The organism is Pseudomonas sp. LAMO17WK12:I10 (assembly GCF_900215185.1).
Classification (GTDB): domain Bacteria; phylum Pseudomonadota; class Gammaproteobacteria; order Pseudomonadales; family Pseudomonadaceae; genus Aquipseudomonas; species Aquipseudomonas chlororaphis.
The window spans coordinates 29,792-50,335 of sequence record NZ_OBDX01000007.1 but is presented as its reverse complement, the minus strand read 5'-3'; the positions used below and the strand labels follow the sequence as shown (position 1 = coordinate 50,335).

Genomic DNA, 20,544 nt, shown 5'->3' with positions numbered 1-20,544 from the left:
GCGCAAACCCATGCTAGTACTGGGATTAGAAACTTCCTGCGACGAAACCGGCGTCGCGCTTTACGACAGCGAGCGGGGCCTGCTGGCCGATGCGCTGTTCAGTCAGATCGATTTGCATCGGGCCTATGGTGGCGTGGTGCCGGAGCTGGCCTCTCGTGATCATGTCAAGCGCATGCTGCCGCTGATTCGCCAAGTTCTGGCCGAGGCGGACTGTGTGCCGACCGAAATCGACGCCATTGCCTATACCGCTGGCCCGGGCCTGGTCGGAGCCCTGCTGGTGGGCGCTTCCTGTGCGCAGGCGCTGGCCTTCGCCTGGGGTATCCCGGCGCTGGGTGTGCACCATATGGAAGGCCACCTGCTGGCCCCGATGCTGGAAGAGCAACCGCCGGAATTTCCGTTCGTCGCTTTGTTGGTTTCCGGTGGTCATACACAGCTGGTGCGGGTCGATGGCATCGGCCAATACGAGCTGATGGGCGAAACCCTGGATGATGCTGCCGGTGAAGCCTTCGACAAGACGGCGAAGATGATTGGCCTGAATTATCCGGGCGGTCCGGAAATCGCTCGCCTGGCCGCACAAGGCGTGGCCGGGCGCTTTGTTTTCCCGCGGCCGATGACCGATCGTCCAGGGCTGGATTTCAGTTTCAGTGGCTTGAAAACCTTCGCCCTGAATACCTGGCAGCAATGTGTCAGCGCTGGGGACGACGGCGAACAAACCCGTTGCGACATCTCGCTCGCCTTCCAGCAGGCGGTGGTGGAAACTCTGACCATCAAATGCAAGCGAGCCTTGAAGCAGGCCGGACTCAAGCGTCTGGTCATTGCTGGTGGCGTGAGCGCCAACAAGGCTCTGCGCGCGTCGCTGGAAAAAATGCTCGGCGAGATGAAGGGGAATGTGTTTTACGCCCGTCCTGAGTTCTGTACCGATAACGGCGCGATGATCGCGTTTGCCGGTTGCCAGCGTTTGCAAGCCGGTCAGCAGGAGAGCCTGGCGATCAGTGTGCAGGCGCGGTGGCCGATGGAGCAGTTGTCGCCGTTGTGAGTCGGTAATTTCCCGACCTGAGCTCGGTTCATCTTCAGGATTCAGAAATGCCGTTCGCGCCCGGCAAACAGGTCGCGTAGATTGCCGCGGTGGCGCCAGACGATGAGCAGTGTGAGCACGCTCATCGGCAATAGCGCCGCCGGCGCCTGCCAGGCCAGCAATGGCAGGGTCAGGGGCGTGGCGATCAAGGCCGCCAGCGAGCTGGTGCGGGTCAGGTAGAAGGTCAGGAGCCAGGCGGCAATGGCCAGGAGCGCCGCTGGCGGATAAAGCCCCAGCAGCATCCCGGCGGCGGTGGCGACACCCTTGCCGCCGCGAAAGCGAAAGTACACCGGGAACAGATGGCCCAGTACGGCGTAGAGCCCGATCCAGGCCTGTTGTTGGAGCGAAAGGCCTGCGAGACTGGCGATCAGCACGGGCAACAGCCCTTTGAGCAGATCGCCGAGCAAGGTCAGTACCGCAAGTTTCTTGCCGGCCAGGCGCAACATGTTGGTGGCGCCGGCATTGCCCGAGCCACTCATTCGTGGATCGGGTTTACCGGTCAGGCGGCTGAGCAAGATAGCGAAGGACAGCGAGCCGAGCAGGTAGGCGAAGATCGCCAGTAACCAAAACATGCTAACTATTCCGGGCGAGGACGCCCTGATTCTAACGGCGCATTGCGCCCTTGTCGTGCTGCGGAGAAGAGTGCTTGGACAGAGTGTTTATCGAGGGTCTGGAAGTCGACACGGTGATCGGTGCCTACGACTGGGAGCGAGGCATCCGACAGTGCCTGCGCCTTGACCTGAGCTTCGCCTGGGACAACCGCCCGGCCGCGGCTGGTGACGACCTGACCCTGGCGCTCGACTACGCCAGCGTGTCTTCGCGGATCCAGGCGTTTGCTGAACAGGCGCAATTCCAGCTGGTGGAAACGTTTGCCGAGCGTCTGGCTGAAGTCCTGATGAGCGAGTTCCATATTCCCTGGTTGCACCTCAAACTGACCAAACCCGGTGCTGTTGCGGCCGCCAAAGGTGTGGGCGTGGAGATCGAGCGCGGATGTCGCTAACTCAGGTATTTCTTGGGCTCGGCAGCAATATCGAGCGCGAAACCCATCTACTGGCCGGGCTCGATGCCCTGGCGGGCTTCCTGCAGGACATGCGCTGCTCGGCAGTGTTCGAAAGCCAGCCGGTCGGGATCAAGAGCGGGCCTTTCTTCAATCTGGTGGTTTCGGCCTTTACCGATCTGCCACTGATGGAACTGGATCGTCGGTTGAAGTTCATCGAAGCGGACAACGGTCGTTATGCCCCGGACCGCAAGGGCCTGCCGCTGGATATCGATGTGCTGCTGTACGGCGATCTGGTGGGCAATTTCGACGGCTTGATCCTGCCGCGCGCCGAGATTCTGAAGAACGCCTTTGTGCTCTGGCCCTTGTCGCTGATGGCACCGGAAAGGGTTCATCCGCTGGCCGGGCAGGACTTCGCCACCCTCTGGCGCGAAGCCCAAATCGACCAGGTGCTGGCGCCCGTGGCCTTTGAGTGGCGGGGCAGGCAGCTGACGCCGCCGGAGCTGGGATAGCTCTGGCTGATTGCTATCGGCTTGCGAGCAAGCTAGCTCCTGCGGTGGAGCTAGCTCGTGATGTTTCTTACCGCGGGTGCTGTTCCTTGTAGGCCTTCAGCGCCTTCAGTCGCTCCCGTTTCAGCGCCTCTCCCAACTCCGGTCCCTTGAATCCCTGCTCCAGCAGCGGCTGCACCGCTACCGTTCGTGCTGCGGTGGCCGCGCCGCGCAAATAGTCCGCCTGGGGATAGGCTCGCTCCTCCAGTCCGAGACGACCGCGAGCATCCATTTCACAGGCGGCAATAAACTCCTCGAACCGCTGCGGCCGACGGTACACGTCAAAGCTTTGCAGCAGCTGCGCCAATGTCGAAGGTTTCAGTTCGAGGGCGCGATGGCCGTGGGTGTGGTACTGACCCACCAGCAGCGCCAGTTCCTGGCAGTCGCGTGGCGCCTTGAAGCGTTCGTTGACGCACTTGATCAGCTTCAGGCCCTTGTGCTCGTGTGCGATGTGCTGTGGCCATTCACCTTGCGGTGTCAGGCCCTTGCCCAGGTCGTGCAACAGGCACGCCCAGCGCACGCTCAACGGCTGCTTGTGCAGTGCCGCCTGCTCGAGAACGCTCAGTGTGTGCGCACCGCTGTCGATCTCCGGGTGATGGGCGGCGGGTTGCGGAACGCCAAACAGCGCCTCCACTTCGGGCAGCAGGACCTTGAGTGCGCCACAGTCACGCAGCACCTGGATGAACACTTGGGGGTGATCTTCCATCAGTGCGCGGGAGATTTCCTTCCAGCTGCGCTCCGGCGTCAGGGCTTCCAGTTCGCCTGATTCGCTGAGTTGGCGCATCAATTCGAGGGTGTCAGGCGCTACCCGGAAACCGAGCCCAGCGTAGCGAGCAGCAAAGCGGGCAACGCGCAGGACGCGTAGCGGATCTTCGGCGAATGCGGGGGAAACATGGCGCAGCAGGCGGTTCTCCAGGTCCTGCTGGCCGTGATATGGATCCGTCAGCACGCCATGGTCGTCTTCCGCCATGGCGTTGATTGTCAGGTCGCGGCGGATCAGGTCTTCTTCGAGGGTGACTTCTGGGCTGGCGTGAAAGGTGAAACCGCCATAACCACGACCGCTTTTGCGTTCGGTGCGGGCCAGGGCGTATTCCTCGCCGCTCTTGGGGTGAAGAAAGACCGGAAAGTCCGAGCCTACCGGCCGAAAACCGTTGGCGAGCATTTCTTCGGCTGTGGCACCGACTACCACCCAGTCGATGTCGGTTACCGGTTTGCCCAGCAAGCGATCGCGTACCGCACCGCCGACCTTGTAAATCTGCATAAAAAACCTCCGTTAGCCCGACAGAATAACCCTTGTGCCGAGCTTTCGGAGGTTTGTCATGCGCTCAGAGGTGGATGACAGCCAGGTCCAGGCGGCCGTAGTCCCCTTCGTTGTGATCGCTTCTTGGTGGTACGTGATGGGTTTTCATCACCTGGTCGCCCTGCAGGGTTTCCAGATGGATGTCGAACCCCCATAGCCGGTGCAGGTGCTTGAGGACTTCGTCGGTGGAGTCGCCCAATGGTTTGCGGTCGTGCTGTTGGTGGCGCAGGGTCAGCGAGCGGTCGCCCCGTCTATCGATGCTCCAGATCTGCACGTTGGGCTCGCGGTTACCCAGGTTGTACTGGGCCGCAAGGGTTTCGCGGATGACTCGATAGCCGCTTTCGTCATGAATGGCCGGTACCAGCAAGTCGTCTTTCTGGTCGTCGTCCAGGATGCTGAACAGCTTGAGATCGCGGATTACCTTGGGCGACAGGTACTGCAGGATGAAACTCTCGTCCTTGAAGCTGCTCATGGCGAACTTGATGCTGGAAAGCCAGTCGGTCCCGGCCAGTTCCGGGAACCAGCGACGGTCTTCCTCAGTCGGTTCTTCGCAGATGCGCCGGATATCGCGGTACATGGCGAAACCCAGGGTATAGGGGTTGATGCCGTTGTAGTAAGGGCTGTCGAAGCCAGGCTGGAATACCACGCTGGTGTGGGAGGCGAGGAACTCCATCATGAAGCCGTCGGTCACCAGGCCTTCGTCATACAGATCGTTCATCAGGGTGTAGTGCCAGAACGTTGCCCAGCCTTCGTTCATCACCTGGGTCTGGCGTTGCGGGTAGAAATACTGGGCGATCTTGCGCACGATCCGCACGATTTCCCGCTGCCACGGTTCCAGCAGCGGCGCGTGTTTCTCGATGAAGTACAGGATGTTTTCCTGCGGCTCGGCGGGGAAGCGCGCGTTGTCCTTGTCGCTGAACTTGTCCGTGCCTTTGGGAATGGTGCGCCACAGGTCGTTGATCTGTTTCTGCAGGTGTTCTTCCCGGTCCTTTTGCCGGCGTCGTTCTTCCTCCGCGGAAATCGGATAAGGACGTTTGTAGCGGTCCACCCCGTAGTTCATCAGGGCATGGCAGGAGTCCAGCAGGTCCTCCACGGCATCGATGCCGTGGCGCTCTTCGCACTGCATGATGTACTGCTTGGCGAACACCAGGTAATCGATGATCGAGCTGGCATCCGTCCAGGTGCGGAACAGATAGTTGCCCTTGAAGAAGCTGTTATGGCCATAGCAGGCATGGGCCACCACCAGTGCCTGCATGCAGATGGTGTTTTCTTCCATCAGGTAGGCAATGCATGGGTCCGAGTTGATCACGATCTCGTAGGCCAGCCCCATCTGGCCGCGACTGTAGGATTTTTCGGTACTAAGAAAGTGCTTGCCGTAAGACCAATGGTGATAACCCAGGGGCATGCCGACAGAGGCATAGGCATCCATCATCTGTTCGGCGGTGATCACTTCGATTTGGTTGGGATAGGTATCCAGGGCGTAACGCGCCGCGATACGGCTGATTTCGCGGTCGTAGGCTTGGATCAGCTCGAACGTCCATTCCGAACCGGTGGAGATAGGCTGGCGTTTCTGCTCTCTGGCGGTCATGTCACTAACCTGCGCTGGAAGAGTTCACGGAAGACCGGATAGATATCTCCGGCCGAGACCAGTTGCTGCTGGGCAAAAGTATCGGAAAAGGCTTCGGCGATGCGCTCGTATTCGAACCACAGGGCCTGATGTTCGCGCGGGGTAATCTCCACGTAAGTGTAGTACTGCACGAAAGGCATGATCTGGTTGATCAGGATGTCGCGGCAGATCGGCGAGTCGTCGTTCCAGTTGTCGCCATCGGAAGCCTGGGCGGCGTAGATGTTCCACTCGTTGCTCGGATAACGCTCGGCCATGATCTCCTGCATCAGTTTCAAGGCACTGGAGACGATGGTGCCACCGGTTTCCCGGGAGTAGAAGAACTCCTCCTCGTCCACTTCACGCGCACTGGTGTGATGGCGAATGAACACTACGTCGATCTTGTCGTAGTTACGCTTGAGAAACAGGTACAGAAGGATGAAGAAGCGCTTGGCGATGTCCTTGGTGGCCTGGGTCATGGAGCCGGAAACGTCCATCAGGCAAAACATCACGGCCTTGGAGCTGGGGTTGGGTTGTTTGACCAGCAGGTTGTACTTGAGGTCGAAGGTGTCGAGGAACGGCACCCGATGGATGCGGGCGCTGAGACGTTCGATTTCCGCTTCCATTTCCTGAATATCGCCGAAATTGTCCGGTTCTTCGCGTTTCAGGCGTTCAAGTTCCTCTTTGACTTCACGCAATTTTGCCCGGCTGCTGCCGGACAGGGCGATACGCCGGGCATGGGCCGAGCGCAGGGTCCGAATGATGTTGATGCGCGAGGGATTGCCTTCATTGCTGATCCCGGCCCGGACGGTCTTGAAGGTGTCGGTCCCGCTCAGGTTGCGTTTGACCAGGTTCGGCAGTTCCAGGTCCTCGAACATGAACTCAAGGAATTCTTCCTGGGTAATCTGGAAAACGAACTCGTCCATGCCTTCGCCGGAATTGCCAGCCTTGCCCCGGCCACCTCCGCCACCACCGCCTTGAGGGCGTGCGATGTGCTCGCCGGCCGTGAACTCCTTGTTTCCCGGGTGCACCACGGTCTGTTTACCGCCGCGCCCATGATGGAGCACCGGTTCATCGATATCTCGGCCTGGAATACTGATTTGTTCGCCATGCTCCATATCAGTGATGGAACGGCGGCTGACCGCCTCTTCGACGGCCTTCTTGATGTGGTCACGATAACGCCGCAGAAACCGCTGACGGTTTACCGTGCTTTTGTTCTTGCCATTGAGACGTCGGTCGATCACATAACTCATGACTGCTCCTTAGAAGCGGTCTTGAAGCTCGCAAGCGGCCCGGACGGGGGGAGGGGGCGGCAAGGTATCTTTGCCGTCGGTCCTCTGCCCGAGCCTCGCTGCGAACGTTCAAACGCGCTTCCTGAAGCCTGTGTAGCAGAAATCGCTAAGACAGGCTCCTGGCTAACGACAACCGGTGCAACCGGCGGGTTACTGCGATTTTCTGACCCGCAGATACCACTCGGACAGCAGTCGTACCTGTTTGTCGGTGTAGCCGCGCTCGACCATTCGGGTAACAAAGTCGTTGTGTTTCTGTTGATCCTCTTTGCTGGCCTTGGCATTGAAGCTGATGACCGGGAGCAGGTCCTCGGTGTTGGAGAACATTTTCTTCTCGATAACCACCCGCAGTTTTTCGTAGCTGAGCCAGGTCGGGTTCTTGCCGTTGTTGTTGGCTCGGGCCCGCAATACGAAATTGACGATTTCGTTGCGGAAGTCCTTCGGATTGCTGATGCCGGCCGGTTTCTCGATTTTTTCCAGCTCTTCGTTGAGCGCGACCCGATTGAGGATCTCGCCGGTTTCCGGATCACGGTATTCCTGATCCTGAATCCAGAAGTCCGCATACAGCACATAGCGGTCGAAGATGTTCTGGCCGTATTCGCTGTAGGACTCCAGGTACGCGGTCTGGATTTCCTTGCCGATGAACTCGATATACCGCGGAGCCAGGTATTCCTTCAGGAAGCGCAGGTAGCGTTCGCGGGTTTCCGCCTGGAACTGTTCCTGTTCGATCTGTTGTTCGAGCACATAAAGCAGGTGCACCGGGTTCGCCGCGATCTCGTGGGGATCGAAGTTGAAGACTTTCGACAGGATCTTGAAGGCGAAGCGGGTCGACAGACCGTTCATGCCTTCATCCACGCCGGCGGCGTCGCGGTATTCCTGGATCGACTTGGCTTTCGGATCGGTGTCCTTGAGGTTCTCACCGTCGTAGACGCGCATTTTCGAGTAGATGTTCGAGTTCTCCGGCTCCTTGAGGCGCGAGAGCACGGTGAACTGAGCGAGCATCTTCAGGGTGTCGGGAGCACAATGCGCCTTGGACAGGGAGCTGTTGAACAGCAGCTTGTCGTAGATTTTGACTTCGTCGCTGACCCGCAGGCAGTACGGGACTTTGACGATATAGATCCGGTCGATGAAGGCTTCGTTGTTCTTGTTGTTGCGGAAGGTGTGCCATTCCGATTCGTTGGAGTGGGCCAGCAGGATGCCGGTGAAGGGGATCGCGCCCAGCCCCTCGGTACTGTTGTAGTTGCCTTCCTGGGTGGCCGTCAGCAATGGGTGCAGCACCTTGATCGGTGCCTTGAACATTTCGACGAACTCCATCAGGCCCTGGTTGGCCCGGCACAGTGCGCCCGAATAGCTGTAGGCGTCGGCGTCGTTCTGCGGGAATTCCTCCAGCTTGCGAATATCGACCTTGCCCACCAGTGCGGAAATGTCCTGGTTATTCTCGTCTCCAGGTTCAGTCTTGGCGACGGCGATCTGGTTGAGGATCGAAGGATAGAGCTTGACCACCCGGAACTGGCTGATGTCGCCACCGAACTCAGACAGGCGCTTGGTGGCCCAGGGCGACATGATGGTGTTCAGGTAGCGCCGTGGGATACCGAAGTCTTCTTCAAGGATCGCGCCATCTTCCGTGGCGTTGAACAACCCAAGAGGCGACTCGAATACCGGAGAGCCCTTGATGGCGTAGAAGGGCACCTTCTCGATCAGTTGTTTGAGTTTCTCGGCCAGGGATGATTTACCGCCACCGACGGGGCCGAGGAGGTAGAGGATCTGTTTCTTCTCTTCCAGGCCCTGAGCGGCATGGCGGAAGTAGGAGACGATCTGGTCGATGCATTCTTCCATTCCATGGAAGTCTTCAAAGGCCGGATAGCGACGGATCACTTTGTTGGAGAAGATCCGTGACAGTCTCGAATTGGTCGACGTGTCCAGCAGCTCCGGTTCACCGATAGCCAGAAGCAGGCGTTCAGCGGCCGACGCGTAGGCGCTACGGTCCTTTTTGCAGAGCTCCAGGTACTCCTGTAGCGAGAACTCTTCCTGGCGTGTGGATTCGAAGCGTTGTTGGAAGTGGCTAAAAATACTCATGACGTCACCTCGCTCGATACGTGGAGCCGACGCCGGATCAGTCAGTCAAGTGCTGGCATGCAGCCGGGAATCCGGCTGATGTTTACCCCCCAGAACACTTTCAAAGCTATCGACCTTGAAAGCTAGTACCGATGACCCGCACGCCGGTGTACCGGCTCTCCCCTGATTGGATGGCCTGAGGCTAAGGATAGTTCGGAATCGGGGAGGTAAAGGTGGAATACGCAATTTGTTCAAGTGACCATTCGTCGGTCGAAGCGCCAGCCCACGAATGGCGCGGGCTGGCGCACAGAAAAAATTATTCGACGCTGCCCTGGGCAATTTCCGCTGGGTAGGTGGTCCGCCACAATTCGAAACCACCGTCCAGGCTGTAGACGTCGGAGAAGCCCTGGCTGATCAGGTAGGCCGCCGCGCTTTGGCTGGAGTTACCGTGATAGCAGACGACCACCAGCGGGGCGTCGAGATCGGCGTTGCGGATGAAGTCGGAGATGGAGTGGTTATCCAGGTGCAGAGAGCCGCTGATGTGGTTCAGGGCAAAGGTCTGCGGGTCGCGGATATCGACCACCACGGCGCCTTGCTCGCGCAGTGCCTGGGCCTGTTCTGGGGGGATGCGTTTGAATTCGCTCATGGCGGGCTCCTGGGCCTGATGGCAAGCGCCGTCTAGCGCTTGGCGGTGATTGGTGTGGGTTCAGAGGAGGGTTGATTGCCCTGGGGCTTGATGTGGCCGTGGGCGTCGCACTCACACTCGAGGCGTTGGCTGGTGTCGACGTTCAGCAAGGTCAGGGCGCCGCCCCAGACGCAGCCAGTGTCCAGGGCGACGACGCCGGGCTGGTTGCAGTTGCCTTCGAGGGCGGCCCAGTGACCGAAGATGATTTTCACGTCCCTGGTCTTGCGTTCCTTGTGCTCGAACCACGGCGCGTACCCCGGTGGGGCGGTGTCCGGCCCTTCCTTACCCTTGAGGTCGAGCTTGCCATCGCTGGTGCAGAAACGCATGCGGGTGAAATAGTTGGTGATCACCCGCAGACGGGTCACGCCTTTGAGTTCGCTGTCCCATTTTGTCGGGTCGTTGCCGTACATACCGTCCAGATAGGGCTCGAATCGGTTGTCGTCCCGCAGCGCCTCTTCGACTTCGGTGGCGCACTTGAGGGCTTTTTTCAGCGACCACTGTGGCGGTATCCCCGCGTGCACCAGGGCGACGTTGCGCTGTTCGTCATAGTGCATCAGCTTTTGCTGGCGCAGCCACTGGAGCAACTCCTCGCAATCCGGCGCGTTGAGGATCTCGCGCAGGGTGTCGGCTTTCTTCAGGCGCTCGATATTGCGCCAGACGGCCAGCAGATGCAGGTCGTGATTGCCCAGTACGCATACCAAGGAGTCGCGCATGGCATAAAGAAAGCGCAGGGTTTCCAGCGACTGCGGGCCGCGGTTGACCAGGTCGCCGACCAGCCACAGGCGATCCCTGGTCGGGTCGAAAGCGACCTTTTCAAGCAGGCACTGCAAAGGCCCCAGGCAGCCTTGCAGGTCACCGACGGCGTAAGTCGTCATCAGTGCAGGGCTCCGGGCACGGCCAGGCGGAAGGGGGCGATGATGGCGTCGAAGTGTTTGCCGTCTTCGGCGAGCATCTGATAGCTGCCCTGCATGTTGCCGACGCGTGTAGTCATGACCGTGCCGCTGCTGTAGGTGTGGCTTTTGCCCACGGCGATCAGCGGTTGCTGGCCGACGACGCCGGCGCCGCGAACTTCCTCGACGTGCCCGTCGCCATCGGTGATCACCCAGTGCCGCGAGAGCAGTTTGGCGGGCAGCAAGCCATTGTTCTGTACGGTGATGGTGTAGGCGAAGGCAAAGCGGTTCTGCTCGGGTTGCGACTGTTCTGCGAGAAAGCGGGTGACGACGCTGACGTCGATCTGATAGCGAGGATCGGACATGCAAGGGGCCTTAAAACGAAGCGGGACGCGGGACAAAGCTGATGGAGGTCAGTCTAGGCCAAGTATCGGGTAGTAAGCCAGACATGGCGCCTGGCGTCTTACCCGATAACGCTGGTGGCGTGTCAGCTGGCGCTGGCAGTGTCCGCGGCTTGTTCGCTGAGCTTGTCGGCCAGGCGAACGAAGGCTGCCAGGTCCAGTTGCTCCGGACGCAGGCTGCCATCGACGCCGGCGGCTTCGATCTCGGCGCTGGAAAGCAGGGCCTTGAGGGTATTGCGCAGGGTCTTGCGGCGCTGGTTGAAGGCTTCGCGAACGATGCGCTCCAGCAGGCGATGATCTTTGGCCGGGTGCGGCAGTACCGCATGTGGCACCAGGCGGACGATCGCCGAGTCGACTTTCGGTGGCGGATTGAATGCACCAGGGCCGACGTTGAATAGATGCTCCACGCGGCAGTGGTACTGGACCATGATCGACAGGCGGCCCCAGTCGCCACCGCCCGGGCCCGCGGCGAGGCGCTCGACCACTTCTTTCTGCAGCATGAAGTGCATGTCGCGGATCAGTCCGGCGTTCTGCAGCAGGTGAAAGATCAGCGGGGTGGAGATGTTGTAGGGCAGGTTGCCAACCACCCGCAGGCTGCCGGGCGCGGCATTCAGGCTGTTGAAGTCGAACTTCAGGGCATCGCCCTGGTGCAGGCTGAAATTATCCCGGCCAGCAAACTGCTGGTTGAGGATCGGCACCAGGTCTTTGTCCAGTTCGACCACATCCAGCTGGGCGCCGCTGTTGAGCAGGCCCTCGGTCAAGGCGCCCTGGCCCGGGCCGATTTCCAGCATGCGGTCGCCGGATTTGGCATTGATGGAGCGCAGGATGCGGTCGATCACGCCGGCGTCATGCAGGAAGTTCTGGCCGAAGCGCTTGCGCGCCCGGTGTTGGTATTGCTCAGTCATAAACGGGTCTCGGCCATCTGGTAGGCGGTTTCCAGGGCGACTTTCAGGCTGCCGGTATCGATCTTGCCGCTGCCGGCCAGATCCAGGGCAGTGCCGTGGTCGACCGAGGTGCGGATGATCGGCAAACCCAACGTCACGTTGACCGCGGCGCCGAAGCCTTTGTATTTCAGCACGGGCAGCCCCTGGTCATGGTACATCGCCAGCACTGCGTCGCAGTGCTCCAGATATTTGGGGGTAAACAGAGTGTCGGCGGGCAGGGGGCCGCGCAGGTCCATGCCTTCGTTGCGCAGACGCTCCAGGGTGGGTTCGATGATATCGATTTCTTCATGGCCCAGATGTCCGCCTTCGCCGGCATGCGGGTTGAGCCCGCAGACCAGGATGCGTGGCTGGGCGATGCCGAATTTGTTGCGCAGGTCCGCATGCAGAATGCGCGTAACCCGCTCCAGGCGCTCCGGGGTAATGGCATCGGCGATGTCCCGCAGGGGCAGGTGAGTGGTCACCAGTGCCACGCGCAGGCCATGGGTGGCCAGCATCATCACCACTTGTTCGGTGTGCGTCAGGTCGGCGAGAAACTCGGTATGGCCGGAAAAGGCAATGCCGGATTCGTTGATCACACCCTTGTGCACCGGGGCGGTAATCATGCCGTCGAAATGTCCGTCCAGGCAGCCTTGGCCGGCCCGGGTCAGGGTTTCCAGAACGAACGCGGCGTTGGCCTTGTCGAGCTGACCAGTAACGACCTTGGCCGCCAGCGGGGTATCCCAGACATAGAGGCTACCGGCGGCGGCCGGCTGGTTCGGCCAATTGTCGGGGCCGACCGCAATCAGGCTGACGGCCACACCCAGCTGCGCGGCCCGCTCGGTAAGCAGGTCGCAGCTGGTGATGGCAATAAGGGGGTATGGCTGTTGTTGCGAGGCGAGCAGCAGGCACAGGTCGGGACCTATGCCGGCTGGCTCGCCGGGGGTGAGCGCGAAACGCTTGGGTTTCACTGTGCCGCCTGGTCGGCGCCAGGAAGTTTGATCTCGACGTAGGCTTCGTCGCGAATCTGGCGCAGCCAGGTTTGCAGCTCTTCGTCGTATTTGCGGTTGCGCAGTACGGTCATCGCTTGCTGTTCGCGGGCCTGGCTGGTGCTGTCGGTGGCGCGGCGGCCAAGGACTTCCAGTACGTGCCAGCCATATGGGCTCTGGAACGGCTTGGACAGCTGACCTTGCGGGGTCTTGGCCATCACCTCGCGGAACTCGGGAACCAGGGCGTTCGGGTCGATCCAGCTGAGGTCGCCACCGTTGAGGGCGGAACCCGGGTCTTCCGAGTAGCTTTTCGCCAGTTCGGCAAAGTCTTCGCCGGCTTCGATGCGCTCGTAGAGCTTCTGGGCCAGGCGCTTGGTTTCTTCTTCGCTGCGAATTTCACTTGGCTTGATCAGGATATGACGGACATGCACTTCGTCACGCATCTGATTGCCGCCGCCGCGTTTTTCCAACAGCTTCAGGATGATGAAGCCGCCAGGAGTACGAGCTGGCTGGGTGATATCGCCGACTGCCATGGCGCTCAGTTCGCGGTCGAACGGAGGGGGCAGTTGAGCGGCTTTACGCCAGCCCATATCGCCGCCTTCCAGGGCGTTGTCGCTACCCGAGCGGGCGATGGCCAACTGAGCGAAGTCGGCGCCTTGCTTGAGCTGCTGATAGATGTCCATGGCCTGGCGCGCGGCGCTCTGAATCGCTTCGGAGTTGGCGCTTTCCGGGGTGGGAATCAGGATATTGGCCAGGTGCAGCTCTTCGGACAGTTGCATCTTGCCCAGGTCGGAGGCGAGGAAGTTCTTCACTTCCTGCTCGGAGACCTGAATGCGTTCGGCAACACGGCGCTGACGCACGCGGCTGATGATCATCTCGCGGCGAATCTGCTCACGGGCGTCCTGATAGGACAGGCCATCACGAGCCAGGGCGGCGCGGAACTGATCGGGCGTCATGTTATTGCGTTGGGCGATGGTACCGACGGCCTGGTTCAGTTCTTCATCGGTAATGCGGATGCCGGAGCGTTCGCCGATCTGCAATTGCAGGTTTTCGACGATCAGGCGTTCCAGTACCTGCTGGTTCAGGACCTCGGCGGGTGGCATGCCGCCGCCGCGCTTGGCGATGGTTTGCTGAACTTCGTGAACCCGTTGGTCCAGCTGGCTCTGCATGACCACGTCGTTATCGACGATGGCCACCACTTTGTCGATGGGTTGTACCGCGGCGCTCGCCGCGGTACCCAGGAACAGCGCGCCCAGCATCAGCGGGCGCAGACAATCAGAAAGCTTGGTCTTCACGTTCACGGTAACCTTGAATGCCTTTATCGAGGAAGCTCTCTACCTTGGCGCCGGTCAGGCCGCCGAGTCCTTTCAGGACGATTTGGAGGAAGATGCCATGGTCGCCTTTCTCGTTCTGCGGGGCGTCTTGACTGGTTTCGTCATACTTGACCCAGTAACGGTTGATCAGGCGCAGTTTCCAGCAGCAGTTGTCGTATTCGAAACCACCGAAGGCATCGAGGGTACGATTGCGGTTGTAGTCGTACTGCCAGCGGCTGATGAGGTTCCATTGCGGCATGATCGGCCAGATCACCGAAAAGTCATGCTGCTTGATCTTGTAGTAGTCCTTCACATAGCCAGGTTGTCCTGGAGTGCCGTAGTCACCTCCACCCACCGACCATTTACCCGTGGACTGGTCATAACGGACCAGGTCATTACGGTAGCGGTAGCCAGCGTTGATGACCTTGTTCGGATTGTCTTCCGGCTGGTAGTGGAACATCGCGCTACCGGAACGAGGGCTGCGGGTATCCGGATCCCAGTTGTAGTCGGCGGTGGTGCGCCAGTCGCGGTTCCAGCGGTACTCGTATTCCAACGCATAAGGAGAAACGTTGGAGTGCGCGTCGTCGCGGGTTTTCGCATCGATGCCTGGCAACTGGACTTCGCGGTCCTTGAAGTACAAGGCCTGGCCGACGCTGATGCGTTGACGCTCGAAACCGTTTTCTTCGATCCAGCGGTTGGTGACGCCCAGGGACAGCTTGTTCTCGTCGCCTACACGGTCTGAGCCGGAGAAGCGGTTGTCACGGAACAGTGACGAGTAGTTGAAGGTGGACTCGCTGGTGTCGAATACCGGGATATCGCTCTGGTCTTTCTCCGGGACATAGAGATAGTAGAGGCGAGGTTCCAGGGTCTGGCGATAGTTCTTGCCGAACCATTGGGTGTTGCGGTCGAAGTACAGGCCGCTGTCGATGCTGGCGATCGGCACGCCGCGGTTCTGATTGCTGCTGTAAGTGCCGTTCAGGCGATCCTGTTCCGCGGTTTGGTTGGCCACCTGGCTTTTGCCGATACTGTCCAGATCCAGATCGTACTGGGTGTACTGATACTTCAGGGACGGCTTCAGGAAGCCGTAGGTCCAGTTGAGTGGAAGACTGACAGTTGGCGCGAGGTTGAGGCGATTGCCATTAGCGCGAGCCAAGCCTGTGATATTGCGGTCGAGTCGTGGCGAGCCAATACCATTTTCATCAAAGTACGTACCGTTTTGCAGGTCGCGATCAAATCGCACGATTTCTGCGTCGTACCTGAAGTCCAGGCCACCCGGATGCTGCGGCAAGAAACCATTCAAAGTGATTTGCGGCAGACGGTTGTAAGGCGTGATGTTGGAAACCGTGGCCAGTTCATAAGCCTGGGCATTGAGGCGCGCGGTGTAGGTATCGCCGCGGTAGGTCACAGCACCTTGCTGGTTGATGTAGTCACGACTTTCCACGCCGATCTGGTCGCTCTGCAGATCCTGGAAGTAGTACGGATCGCTGATCTTGGTGTAGTCGACCTCGGTCATCAGGCGCGAATCGAGCCCGCCCTTGTGCTGCCAGTTGTACATGTAGCGGGTTTTTTCGTAGTCCGACTGCAGTTTGCGGTCGTCGTTGTCATCGTTGAGGTACGCCGCGCCGAACTGACCTTCACTGGACTTGGTCAGGTAGCGGAATTCGCCTTCCATCAACAGGCCACGCTTGCTCATGTAGCGCGGGTACAACGTGGCGTCGTAGTTCGGCGCCAGGTTGAAGTAGTACGGGGTGACCAGCATGAAGCCGGTATCGCTGCCGCTGCCGATGGTCGGCGGCAGGAAGCCGGACTGGCGACGGTCGTCGATCGGGAAATAGATGTACGGCGTGTACAGAACCGGAATGTCCTTGACGCGCAATGTCACGTTGGTCGCGGTGCCGAAGCCGGTCGCCGGGTTCAGGGTGATGTTGTTGCCCTTGAGCTGCCAGGCGTTGCTGCTCGGTTCGCACGTGGTGTAGGTACCATCCTTGAGGCGGATGATCGCGTTCTCGGCACGCTTGGCGTACAGCGCGTTACCGCGGATGCGCGATTTGTGCATCACGTATTCGGCGTTGTCGACCTTGGCCTCGCCGGTGTCCAGTTGCACGTCGGCGTGATCGCCGACCAGCAGGGCGCCGTTGTCGCGCAGGCGGACGTTGCCGCTCAGCTCGCCACGGTTTTCGGCCTGGTACAGGTTGGCCTCGTCGGCCTCGACCTGCATGCTGCCCTGGCGCATGACCACATCACCGGCCAGGGTAGCGATCTGCTGCTCCTGCTGGTAACGCGAAGCCTTGGCGCCGATAAAGGTCGGGGCGTCACTTTTATTCGTCTTGTCATTCATGCCAGGACGAATCGGTTCGATATAAGCACCAGCACAGTAAGGACCGGTCTCGGCCAACTGGGCGGCGGTGAGCTTCTCGCGCGGAACCCAGTCGAGGTGACTGTAGTCTTCGCTGCGGGACTTCAGGCCGCGGCCCTTGGACTCGGTAACCAGCATCGGCTTGGCGCCGGTGTCTTCGCTGGTTTCGCCGCTTTCGGCCGACGCCGCGGTGCTCGAGCTGACCGCACTCGCGTCATGCACGGGGCGCGGAGGCAGTTGAGCGGCGCTGGTTTTCGGCGCGCAGTCCCAGCCACCCGAAGCAGAGACTGAGCAGTCATACTGTTCTGCGGCGACCACGAACGAAGTGGCTAGGGGTTGCAGGGCCAGCAGACTGCCAGTAACCAACAACGGAAATTTTTTACGAAACGCGGGGGATTTCAATGCCATCTTATTAGTCCGGGCTTCCTGCGTGCCATCTGCCCGCGGTGTGGGCCGCACGCCTCTCGATGGTCTGAAAAAGATGCTGGATAATAAAGCATGACCCGCTTGACGGCTAGCGCCGTCGGAGACCCTTGCAATGCCTGACCAAGATGTACGCTTGCAACACCTGAAAGTTTGGCTCGATGAACAGTTGTCGATTGTTTATGCCTCCAACGGTTGGGGCCCCGTGCCCCCGGCCACATTGACCGCGGCCAGCAGCGACGCGAGTTTCCGGCGGTATTTTCGCTGGGAAGGCGAAGGCCGCAGCTTTGTCGTGATGGATGCTCCACCGCCCCAGGAAAACTGCAAACCCTTCGTGGATATCGCCCATTTATTGGCAAAGTCCGCAACCAATGTGCCGAAAATTTATGCAGAAGATTTGCCGCGCGGCTTTCTTTTGCTCAATGACCTGGGCAACAAAACCTATCTGGACGTGATCGACGGCGAAAATGCCGACGCTCTGTTCAAGGATGCGCTGCAAACCTTGCTGGCTTTCCAGCAGTTGCCGATGGATGCGCCGTTGCCCAGTTATGACGTCGCTTTGCTGCGCCGTGAGCTGGAACTGTTCCCCGAGTGGTACGTGGGGCGCGAGCTGGGCGTCGAGTTGAATGAGCGCCAGCGCGGCCAATGGCAGCGGGTCAGCGAGCTGCTGATCGAAAGCGCCCTGGCCCAGCCCAAGGTGCTGGTGCATCGTGACTATATGCCGCGCAACCTGATGCTCAGCGAACCCAATCCGGGCGTGCTGGATTTCCAGGACGCGGTCTATGGCCCGGTGACCTATGACGTCACCTGCCTGTTCAAGGATGCCTTTCTCAGCTGGCCCGAAGCACGGGTGCGCGACTGGCTGGAAGACTACTGGCGGCAAGCGTCCCGGCTGGGGATCGCGGTACAGCCAGACTTCGAGGATTTCCTGCGCGCCAGCGACCTGATGGGCGTACAGCGCCATCTCAAGGTGATCGGGATCTTCGCGCGGATCTGCCACCGCGACGGCAAGCCCCGTTACCTGGGCGACGTGCCGCGTTTCTTCGCTTATATAGAAGCCGTCCTGGCTCGTCGGCCGGAGTTGGCGGAGTTGGGCGAACTGTTGGCCAGCCTGCGTCAACCGGTCGGAGCCTGTGTATGAAGGCAATGATTCTGGCCGCGGGCAAGGGCGAACGGATGCGCCCCTTGACCCTGACCACCCCCAAGCCATTGATCCGCGCCGCCGGTGTGCCGCTGATCGAGTACCACCTGCGGGCACTGGCCCGGGCGGGCTTTACCGAAATTGTCATCAACCATGCCTGGCTGGGACAGCAGATCGAGGACCACCTAGGCGATGGCTCGCGCTTTGGCTTGAGCATCCGCTATTCGCCAGAGGGCGAGCCGCTGGAAACCGGCGGCGGTATTTTCCGCGCCTTGCCCTTGCTGGGCGACGAACCCTTTGTGGTGGTCAATGGCGATGTCTGGACCGATTACGATTTCCGCTCGTTGAACCGTCCGCTGGACGTGCTGGCGCACCTGGTGCTGGTGGATAACCCGGCTCACCACACCGCCGGGGATTTCATCCTCAGCGATGCCCGGGTGCGGGACGCCGAGCCGGGCGCGCAGACCCTGACCTATAGCGGCATCGCGGTGTTGCACCCGGACCTGTTCCAGGGCTGCACACCGGGTGCGTTCAAACTGGCGCCCCTGTTGCGCAAGGCCATGACCGATGGACAGGTCAGCGGCGAGCGTTTGCAGGGACACTGGGTCGATGTCGGCACCCATGAGCGTCTGGCGGAAGTCGAAACCTTGTTAGAAGCGAGTCGTTGATATGTTGTGGCCAGGGACTCTGATCGGAGCCGGGGCTGGCTTTGCCATAGCCAGTATCCCGGGGGCCATGCTGGGAGCGTTGCTGGGACAGGCGCTGGACCGGCGTTTGCAATTGCATAGCTGGGCCCAGGTGCGTGAGCGTCTGGGCGGTCGACCGGCGTTGCGCAACGATGAACTGCTGTTCGTGCTCTTGGGGCGGTTGGCGAAAAGCGATGGCCGGGTGGTCGATGGGCATATCCAGCAGGCGCGTCTGGAAATGCGTTCGCTGGACATGAGCGAAGCCGCGCAGCGCCGAGCGATTGCCGCGTTCAATCGGGGCAAGTCGGGTAACGATCGGCTACGAGGCTACCTGCGGCGCCTGGCGACGCAGCCCCATGCTGCCGAGGGTGTGTTGCGCGCTTGCTGGCGGATGGTCTGGGCCGATGGCCGGGCCAGCCCCTCCGAGCGCGAGCTGATCCAGCTTTGGGGCAAGTGGCTGGGCTGGACTGTGCAGCAGGTACAGGCGTTGGCGGCGGACTATGAGCCAAGTAAAAAGCCGTTGGCCAACAGCAGTGGCACTTACCAGGACGCGTTGCGCCTGCTGGGTGTCTCGGCGACCAGCGAGCCGTCGCAGATCAAGCGCGCCTACCGGCGCCTGCTCAGTCGCCATCACCCGGACAAGATTGCCGGCAACGGCGCAAGCCCCTTGCAGGTGCGTGAAGCCACGGAGAAAACCCGCGAGCTGCACAGCGCTTACGCACTGATCCGCGAGCGTCGAGACTTTCGTTAGAGAGACTCGTTAGAGGGATGCGTTAGAGATATTCGCTAGAGGGAAATGCCCCGCGCCCGGCCCCGTACCTTGCCAAAAGCAGGAGCGGGACCGGGCGCGCGGGATTCAGTCTTGCGCGGGTTGCGGGCTCAGCCAGCCGCGTACGCGTCTGAACAGCTGCTCGTTTTCAGCCGTGCTGTTGCCCGGCAGGGCGTTGAGCGAGACCTGGGTGAAGTTGGCGTTCTTCAGGCGCTTGCTCGCCTGCAGGCGTTCCAGGGCGTTCTTGCGAGCCTGTGCGTTGTCCTTGTAGAAAAAATCGGCGGTCGCCAGCTTCAGGGTCGGCGTCAGTTCCGCCAGTCCGGGTTTGCCGATGGGCGGGGTCTGGGCAGCCACCAGCACCAGCTTTTGAATCTCCGGCGGCTGTTTTTCGCTCAGGTAGCGCGTGGCCCAGTAGGCGCCGCTGCCATGACCCAGCAACACAATGCTGCGGGCGTTCTGCTGCTGGGCGTAGGTCACCGCGGCGTCGATACGGGCAAAAATCCGCTCGGCGTCGGCCTTGGCCTGTTCTTCGCTACTCTCCACCACCACGCGATCGGCGATCTCGGCTTCGCCGCCGGCGGCCTGTTCGATTGGCTTGGGCGCTGCCGTGGCGGCATCTTTGCTGCTAGTGTCGGCGGTCGCGGGCGCAGGTTCGGCCTCGACGATGCGGGGTTGCGCCGCATCGCTCTGCAGGTCGGGCAGGGTCAGGCTCAGGCTGCTCCAGTCGGCATCCGGCAATCTGTTGCGCAAAGGGCCGATTGCCTGAGGCCAGTCGGCGGTTTCGCCAGCGCCCGGGATGATAATCACCGCGCCTTTGGGATCGCTGGTATTGGCGGGTTTCCACAGGGCCAGAAAGCTCTCGCTGCCGGCTTGCAGTGACTGTTGTTCGCTGGATGGCAGGACCCGTTCGAGGGCTGCGGCATCTTCCTGGCTACGCTCAAGGAGCGGCTGGCGTTCGGCCGGTTTTTCCGCGGCGGGCTGTTCTGCCGAGGCGGCTTGCGGATCGGCGGCCTCGACCGAAAAGGCACAAGGCAGGATCAGCGACAGGCACAATGCGGGCAGTGCCGTGCGGTGGACAAGGGACATCGGTTATTCCAGGCCAGA

General features: G+C 60.6%; 19 protein-coding genes. 6 read left to right on the top strand and 13 right to left on the bottom strand.

From position 1 onward, the window contains the following. Positions 1 to 10: 10 nt before the first annotated feature. A complete protein-coding gene (gene tsaD / locus CRO75_RS10255; RefSeq protein WP_009045890.1) occupies positions 11 to 1,036 on the top strand; it encodes a tRNA (adenosine(37)-N6)-threonylcarbamoyltransferase complex transferase subunit TsaD in 1,026 nt (341 codons plus the stop codon). A 41-nt stretch (positions 1,037 to 1,077) separates the two neighbouring features. Here the strand turns inward: tsaD and plsY are convergent, their stop codons facing one another. Continuing rightward, entirely contained in the window at positions 1,078 to 1,647 is a 570-nt protein-coding gene (plsY, locus tag CRO75_RS10250) for a glycerol-3-phosphate 1-O-acyltransferase PlsY (protein ID WP_007926112.1), read from the bottom strand. Positions 1,648 to 1,721: 74 nt separating this feature from the next. Between plsY and folB the strand changes: the two genes are divergently transcribed. Both folB and folK read left to right on the top strand, forming a co-directional pair. Beyond that, positions 1,722 to 2,075: a dihydroneopterin aldolase gene (gene folB, locus CRO75_RS10245; protein WP_007926118.1), complete on the top strand. Its 354-nt coding sequence runs from the start codon at positions 1,722 to 1,724 to the stop codon at positions 2,073 to 2,075. Further along, positions 2,066 to 2,584 (top strand): 2-amino-4-hydroxy-6-hydroxymethyldihydropteridine diphosphokinase, encoded by a 519-nt coding sequence (gene folK, locus CRO75_RS10240; protein WP_007926120.1) that lies wholly within the window; start codon positions 2,066 to 2,068, stop codon positions 2,582 to 2,584. The genes folB and folK overlap by 10 nt, the downstream gene beginning before the upstream one ends. A gap of 67 nt (positions 2,585 to 2,651) precedes the next feature. Here the strand turns inward: folK and CRO75_RS10235 are convergent, their stop codons facing one another. The 11 genes from CRO75_RS10235 to CRO75_RS10185 all read right to left on the bottom strand — a co-directional run bounded on the left by CRO75_RS10235 (position 2,652) and on the right by CRO75_RS10185 (position 16,829). Then, the gene (locus CRO75_RS10235; RefSeq protein WP_097135147.1) at positions 2,652 to 3,881 is read right to left on the bottom strand and encodes a multifunctional CCA addition/repair protein; all 1,230 of its coding nucleotides are present in this window, start codon (positions 3,879 to 3,881) and stop codon (positions 2,652 to 2,654) included. Between the two features lie 64 nt (positions 3,882 to 3,945). Beyond that, positions 3,946 to 5,508 carry a SpoVR family protein gene (locus CRO75_RS10230; protein ID WP_007926122.1) on the bottom strand — a complete coding sequence of 521 codons (1,563 nt, stop codon included), beginning with the start codon at positions 5,506 to 5,508 and terminating at the stop codon, positions 3,946 to 3,948. Next, entirely contained in the window at positions 5,505 to 6,776 is a 1,272-nt protein-coding gene (locus CRO75_RS10225) for a YeaH/YhbH family protein (protein ID WP_007926123.1), read from the bottom strand. Before CRO75_RS10225 ends, CRO75_RS10230 begins: the two co-directional genes overlap by 4 nt. A gap of 189 nt (positions 6,777 to 6,965) precedes the next feature. Further along, a complete protein-coding gene (locus tag CRO75_RS10220; protein WP_007926124.1) occupies positions 6,966 to 8,888 on the bottom strand; it encodes a PrkA family serine protein kinase in 1,923 nt (640 codons plus the stop codon). A gap of 295 nt (positions 8,889 to 9,183) precedes the next feature. After that, complete coding sequence (glpE, locus tag CRO75_RS10215; protein WP_097135146.1) at positions 9,184 to 9,513, bottom strand: thiosulfate sulfurtransferase GlpE; 330 nt, start codon at positions 9,511 to 9,513, stop codon at positions 9,184 to 9,186. A gap of 32 nt (positions 9,514 to 9,545) precedes the next feature. Then, on the bottom strand, positions 9,546 to 10,427 hold the full coding sequence (locus CRO75_RS10210; protein ID WP_097135145.1) for a symmetrical bis(5'-nucleosyl)-tetraphosphatase: 882 nt from the start codon (positions 10,425 to 10,427) through the stop codon (positions 9,546 to 9,548). Then, the gene (gene apaG, locus CRO75_RS10205; RefSeq protein ID WP_007926128.1) at positions 10,427 to 10,807 is read right to left on the bottom strand and encodes a Co2+/Mg2+ efflux protein ApaG; all 381 of its coding nucleotides are present in this window, start codon (positions 10,805 to 10,807) and stop codon (positions 10,427 to 10,429) included. The genes CRO75_RS10210 and apaG overlap by 1 nt, the downstream gene beginning before the upstream one ends. 122 nt (positions 10,808 to 10,929) lie before the next feature. Then, positions 10,930 to 11,748, bottom strand: a complete 819-nt coding sequence (rsmA, locus tag CRO75_RS10200) for a 16S rRNA (adenine(1518)-N(6)/adenine(1519)-N(6))-dimethyltransferase RsmA (RefSeq protein WP_038575316.1) — start codon at positions 11,746 to 11,748, stop codon at positions 10,930 to 10,932. Then, on the bottom strand, positions 11,745 to 12,734 hold the full coding sequence (gene pdxA / locus CRO75_RS10195) for a 4-hydroxythreonine-4-phosphate dehydrogenase PdxA (RefSeq protein WP_097135144.1): 990 nt from the start codon (positions 12,732 to 12,734) through the stop codon (positions 11,745 to 11,747). Before pdxA ends, rsmA begins: the two co-directional genes overlap by 4 nt. Further along, positions 12,731 to 14,047, bottom strand: a complete 1,317-nt coding sequence (gene surA, locus CRO75_RS10190) for a peptidylprolyl isomerase SurA (protein ID WP_143503907.1) — start codon at positions 14,045 to 14,047, stop codon at positions 12,731 to 12,733. The genes pdxA and surA overlap by 4 nt, the downstream gene beginning before the upstream one ends. Then, positions 14,028 to 16,829 (bottom strand): LPS-assembly protein LptD, encoded by a 2,802-nt coding sequence (locus tag CRO75_RS10185; RefSeq protein ID WP_097135142.1) that lies wholly within the window; start codon positions 16,827 to 16,829, stop codon positions 14,028 to 14,030. The genes surA and CRO75_RS10185 overlap by 20 nt, the downstream gene beginning before the upstream one ends. A gap of 130 nt (positions 16,830 to 16,959) precedes the next feature. Between CRO75_RS10185 and CRO75_RS10180 the strand changes: the two genes are divergently transcribed. From CRO75_RS10180 to CRO75_RS10170, 3 genes are read left to right on the top strand one after another with little or no spacing between them, the layout of a single operon-like run. Continuing rightward, entirely contained in the window at positions 16,960 to 17,985 is a 1,026-nt protein-coding gene (locus CRO75_RS10180) for a phosphotransferase (RefSeq protein ID WP_097135141.1), read from the top strand. Continuing rightward, positions 17,982 to 18,653 carry an N-acetylmuramate alpha-1-phosphate uridylyltransferase MurU gene (gene murU, locus CRO75_RS10175; protein WP_097135140.1) on the top strand — a complete coding sequence of 224 codons (672 nt, stop codon included), beginning with the start codon at positions 17,982 to 17,984 and terminating at the stop codon, positions 18,651 to 18,653. The genes CRO75_RS10180 and murU overlap by 4 nt, the downstream gene beginning before the upstream one ends. Position 18,654: 1 nt before the next feature. After that, positions 18,655 to 19,422, top strand: coding sequence for a TerB family tellurite resistance protein (locus CRO75_RS10170; RefSeq protein WP_097135139.1), 768 nt, complete (start codon positions 18,655 to 18,657; stop codon positions 19,420 to 19,422). Between the two features lie 105 nt (positions 19,423 to 19,527). Here the strand turns inward: CRO75_RS10170 and CRO75_RS10165 are convergent, their stop codons facing one another. Next, positions 19,528 to 20,526, bottom strand: a complete 999-nt coding sequence (locus tag CRO75_RS10165; RefSeq protein ID WP_097135138.1) for an alpha/beta hydrolase family protein — start codon at positions 20,524 to 20,526, stop codon at positions 19,528 to 19,530. Between the last annotated feature and the right edge of the window lie 18 nt (positions 20,527 to 20,544).